5 protein-coding genes are annotated in these 4,752 nt (G+C 63.2%); 4 read left to right on the top strand and 1 reads right to left on the bottom strand.

Translation table 11 applies throughout. The features are described 5' to 3' along the window. Positions 1 to 1,704, bottom strand: a 1,704-nt coding sequence (gene uvrA / locus AC1DMG_RS19950) for an excinuclease ABC subunit UvrA (RefSeq protein WP_477180965.1), incomplete at its 3' end; no start/stop codon positions are given. 196 nt (positions 1,705 to 1,900) lie between these two features. On the opposite strand from uvrA, the gene AC1DMG_RS19945 reads away from it, so the two are divergent. The 4 genes from AC1DMG_RS19945 (at position 1,901) to cgtA (ending at position 4,600) form a co-directional block, all read left to right on the top strand. Continuing rightward, positions 1,901 to 2,671 (top strand): DUF2059 domain-containing protein, encoded by a 771-nt coding sequence (locus tag AC1DMG_RS19945; RefSeq protein WP_477176382.1) that lies wholly within the window; start codon positions 1,901 to 1,903, stop codon positions 2,669 to 2,671. A 96-nt stretch (positions 2,672 to 2,767) separates the two neighbouring features. Next, on the top strand, positions 2,768 to 3,082 hold the full coding sequence (gene rplU / locus AC1DMG_RS19940; protein WP_038616498.1) for a 50S ribosomal protein L21: 315 nt from the start codon (positions 2,768 to 2,770) through the stop codon (positions 3,080 to 3,082). A gap of 19 nt (positions 3,083 to 3,101) precedes the next feature. Continuing rightward, on the top strand, positions 3,102 to 3,359 hold the full coding sequence (rpmA, locus tag AC1DMG_RS19935) for a 50S ribosomal protein L27 (protein ID WP_477166100.1): 258 nt from the start codon (positions 3,102 to 3,104) through the stop codon (positions 3,357 to 3,359). A 173-nt stretch (positions 3,360 to 3,532) separates the two neighbouring features. Continuing rightward, positions 3,533 to 4,600, top strand: coding sequence for an Obg family GTPase CgtA (gene cgtA, locus AC1DMG_RS19930; protein WP_477176383.1), 1,068 nt, complete (start codon positions 3,533 to 3,535; stop codon positions 4,598 to 4,600). Positions 4,601 to 4,752: the final 152 nt, after the last annotated feature.

Below are 4,752 nucleotides of genomic sequence, written 5' to 3'. Positions count from 1 at the left end.
ACCGTGCACGCCGGCGCCGGGACCGATGTCGAGCACGTGGTCGGCCATGCGGATGGCGTCTTCGTCATGTTCGACAACGATCACCGTGTTGCCCAGATCGCGCAAACGCGTCAGCGTGCCGAGCAGGCGTTCGTTGTCGCGCTGGTGCAGGCCGATGGACGGCTCGTCGAGCACATACATCACGCCTACCAGGCCGGCGCCAATCTGCGAGGCGAGGCGAATGCGCTGCGCTTCGCCACCGGAAAGCGAGTCGGCCTGACGATCCAGCGTGAGGTAGTTGAGGCCCACGTCATTGAGGAAGGTAAGGCGCTCGCGAATCTCCTTGACGATCTTCACCGCGATCTCGCCGCGCCAGCCGGTGAGCGTCAGCTTCTCGAAGAACGCCAGCGTGTCGTCGATCGAGCGCGAGGTGAGCGAGGGTAGCGCGTGGTCGGCGACGAACACATTGCGCGCAGAACGATTCAGGCGCTGGCCTTCGCAGTCGGGGCAGGGACGGTCGCTGATGTACTTGGCCAGTTCCTCGCGCACCGCCGGCGACTCGGTTTCCTTGTAGCGGCGATCCATGTTCGGGATGATGCCCTCGAACGCGTGCTCGCGCGTCACCCGGCCACCACGTTCGGTGATGTACTTGAAGGCGATCTTGTCCTTGCCGCTGCCGTACAGGATGGCCTTCTGGACGTCCGCAGAGAGCTTGCGCCACGGCGTGTCCACGTCGAAGCCGTAGTGCGCGGCGAGCGACAGGATCAACTGGAAATAATGGGCGTTGCGGCGATCCCAGCCGCGCACGGCGCCACCGGCGAGCGACAGCTCCGGATGCGCCACCACGCGGGCAGGATCGAACACCTGGGTCACGCCCAGGCCGTCGCAGGTGGGGCAGGCGCCCACCGGCGAGTTGAACGAGAACAGGCGCGGCTCAAGCTCGGGCAGCGAGTAATCGCACACCGGGCAGGAGTAGCGCGAGGACAGCAGTTGCTCTGGCGCCTTCGCATCATCCATGTCGACCACGATGGCGATGCCGTCGCCCAGGCGCAGTGCGGTTTCAAACGATTCGGCCAGGCGCTGCTTGATGTCGTCGCGCGGACGGAAGCGGTCGATCACCACTTCGATGGTGTGTTTCTGGCGCAGCGTCAGCGGCGGTACGGCATCGAGGTCGTAGACGGTGCCGTCGACGCGTGCGCGCACGAAACCCTGCGCGCGCAGCTGGTCGAACACCTGCACGTGCTCGCCCTTGCGCTCGCGGATCACCGGTGCGAGCAGCATGAAGCGCTTTTCGCCATCCAGCGCGAGCGTGCTGTCGACCATCTGACTGACGGTCTGCGCTTCAAGCGGAATGCCATGATCCGGACAGCGCGGCGTGCCCACGCGCGCATACAGCAGGCGCAGGTAGTCGTRGACCTCGGTRATCGTGCCCACGGTGGAGCGCGGRTTGTGCGAGGTCGATTTCTGCTCGATGGAAATGGCCGGCGACAGACCCTCGATGTGGTCGACGTCCGGTTTCTCCATCATCGACAGAAATTGCCGGGCGTAGGCCGACAACGATTCGACGTAGCGGCGTTGACCTTCGGCATAGATGGTGTCGAAGGCCAGCGATGACTTGCCCGAACCGGACAGGCCGGTGATGACGATCAGCTTGTCACGCGGCAGATCGAGGTCGATGTTTTTGAGGTTGTGCGTGCGCGCGCCGCGAATGCGGATCGTATCCATATCGCCCGGAGTCGTTGGGGGAGGGAAAACTGTACTATATCAAACTTGTCAGTACGCTTATTACTGACGGATGCCACCCAACAAACTCTTAAGAGAAGATCCGGCCGAGTATGGCTTAATGGAATCTTTGGCCGGTTTCCGGCCGACCTGCGAACAGAGAGTGCGGATGGGCAAGCTGAAGAGATGGGGTGTTGCCATGGCGCTTGCAATGGGCATGGGACAGGCCATGGCGTCGTCGGCGCCGGCTACGGAAGATCAGGTTCGGCAGCTGATGGAAGTCGTCGGTGTCGGCAAGATGCTGCTGCAGATGAACACCCAGGCGGTGACCACTTTGCAGCAGTCCATGCCTTGCGTGCAGCCTGAGTTCTGGCAGAACTATATGGACGCCAACCAGACCCAGCTGTTCATCGGCCGGCTGGTGCCCGTCTACCAGAAGCATTTCACCGCTGACGAGATGTCGGGCCTGCTGAAGTTCTATCGTTCGCCGCTGGGCCAGAAGGTCATCAACGAGATGCCCACCACCATGGCCGAGGCCAACCAGGCCGGCCAGCAGTGGAGCCATGAGCGCAGCGACCAGATGGTCAGCGAGCTCAAGCAGATGGGCACGCTGGACGGTTCGGGTCGCTGCCCGGGCAAGGTATCCACCACGCCGATCACGGGTACGGCGCTGGAGGGTGCGGCGGCGATCCAGGCGGCCGAGAACGGCGAAAAGATCAAGCCCAGGCAGGCGACCGAAGGCGGCGATAAGGCCGAGGCCAAGCCGGCGGCGAAAGCCTCTTCACACGCCAAAGCCCCGGCCAAGAAGACCACCAGGCCCGCCCCGAAGAAGACCACGCCAGCCAAGGCGCCGGCCAAGCCAGCCGCCAAGACCCCGGCCAAGACCGAGGCCAAGACCGAGGCCAAGCCTGCGCCGGCCAAGACCGACACCAAGCCGGCGGCCGCGACTGGCGGATCGACTGGTCAGTAATTGACCAGGCCGCCAGGGCTTCGTTATACTCCCGAGTTCACCGGTGCCTGATGGGTCCGGTGAACCCAAGAGAATAACGACAGAAGGGATAATCCCATGAGCTATGCAGTCATCAAGACCGGCGGCAAGCAGTACCGCGTTCAGCAGGGCGATGTCCTGCGCGTGGAGCTGTTGAACGCCGAAGAAGGCGCCGCCTTCACTTTCGATCAGGTCCTCCTGGTCGGCGCCGGTGAGTCGATCACCGTCGGTGCGCCCATCGTGGCCGGTGCCACCGTCAGCGCCACCGTGCGCAAGCACGGCCGTGCCGACAAGATCCGCATCATCAAGTTCCGCCGCCGCAAGCACCACAAGAAGCAGCAGGGACATCGTCAGCATTTCACCGAAGTCGAGATCACGGGCATCAACGCCTGAGCAACTGGAGCATTGAGTCATGGCACATAAAAAAGGCGTAGGTTCCAGCCGCAACGGTCGCGATTCGAACCCGAAGTATCTCGGCGTGAAGATCTACGGCGGCCAGGCTATTGAAGCCGGCAACATCATCGTGCGTCAGCGCGGCACCAAGTTCCATGCCGGTACCGGCGTGGGCCTGGGGCGCGACCACACGTTGTTTGCGCTGGTCGACGGCACCGTCGAGTTCAAGGTGCGCGGCGAGAACAACCGCCGTTTCGTCAACGTCATCAAGGGTTAATTCCCCTGCGACGTTGCAGCGAAGGCCCCGCTTCGGCGGGGCTTTTGTTTTTTGAGAGCAGGGCATAGGGAATAGGGAGTAGGGAATCGGCCGGGCCGCTTCGCTATTCATCACGGTCCCGAGAACCCTGCTTTTACTACTCTCTATCCCCTATTCGCTCCCCCAGGCACCCCATGAAATTCGTCGACGAAGCCATCATCAATGTCAAAGCCGGCGACGGCGGCAACGGGTGCATCAGCTTCCGTCGCGAAAAATTCATTCCCTTCGGCGGCCCCGACGGCGGCGACGGCGGCAGCGGCGGCTCGGTGTGGCTGGTGGCCGACGAAGGCCTCAACACCCTGATCGACTTCCGCCACCAGCGTTCGTTCAAGGCCGAGCGCGGCCAGAACGGCATGGGCAGCCAGATGTACGGMAAGGGCGGCGAAGACACCTATATCCGCGTGCCCGTGGGCACGGTGGTGATCAACGTCGACACCGACGAAACCATCGGCGACCTCACCGTCAACGGCCAGCGCCTGCTGGTGGCGCAGGGCGGCAAGGGCGGCCTGGGCAATATCCACTTCAAGAGCTCGGTGAACCGTGCGCCGCGCAAGTCCACGCCGGGTACGCCGGGTGATCTGCGCGAGCTGAAGCTGGAGCTGAAGCTGTTGGCGGACGTGGGCCTGCTGGGTTTTCCCAATGCCGGCAAGTCCACTTTCATCCGCGCCGTTTCCGCCGCCACGCCGCGCGTGGCCGATTACCCGTTCACCACCCTGCATCCGAACCTCGGCGTGGTCAGTCTGGGTACGGATCAGAGTTTCGTGATCGCCGATATCCCGGGCCTTATCGAAGGTGCGGCGGATGGTGCGGGCCTGGGCATCCAGTTCCTGCGTCATGTGTCGCGCACGCGACTGCTGCTGCACGTGGTGGATATCGCGCCGATCGACGGTTCCGATCCGGTGGAGCAGGTGCGTGCGATCGAGCAGGAGTTGGAGAAGTTCGATCCCGAGCTGCTCGAGCGTCCCCGCTGGCTGGTGATGAACAAGGCCGACGTGCTGCCTGAGGATGAGCGCCAGGCTGTCGCGGCTGACGTTATCGCCCGGTTGGAATGGAAGGAGCCGTCGTTCCTGGTCTCGGCCATTTCGCGTGAGAACACCATGCCGGTGTGTCAGCAGGTGTGGCATTTCCTTGAGGCCGAACATATGGCGCGGATGGAGCGCGACGATATGGTGCTGGGGGATGTGAGGTTGCGTGGGGAGTGAGGTGGCGGGTTTCGCCTTCTTCTAAAAAAAGCGGCCTTTGGGCCGTTTTTTTTGGGGTCGCGGAAGTGGTTCTGTCTTGCCGTTTCGGTTTTTGCTCGACCTTCCGGTGTAGCCCGGATTTGCTCGTCATCCCGGCGCAGGCCGGGATCCAG

This window comes from Dyella sp. 01N36, from assembly GCF_056399745.1.
The sequence above is the reverse complement of the archived record's forward strand: the minus strand, read 5'-3'. Positions and strand labels throughout refer to the sequence as shown.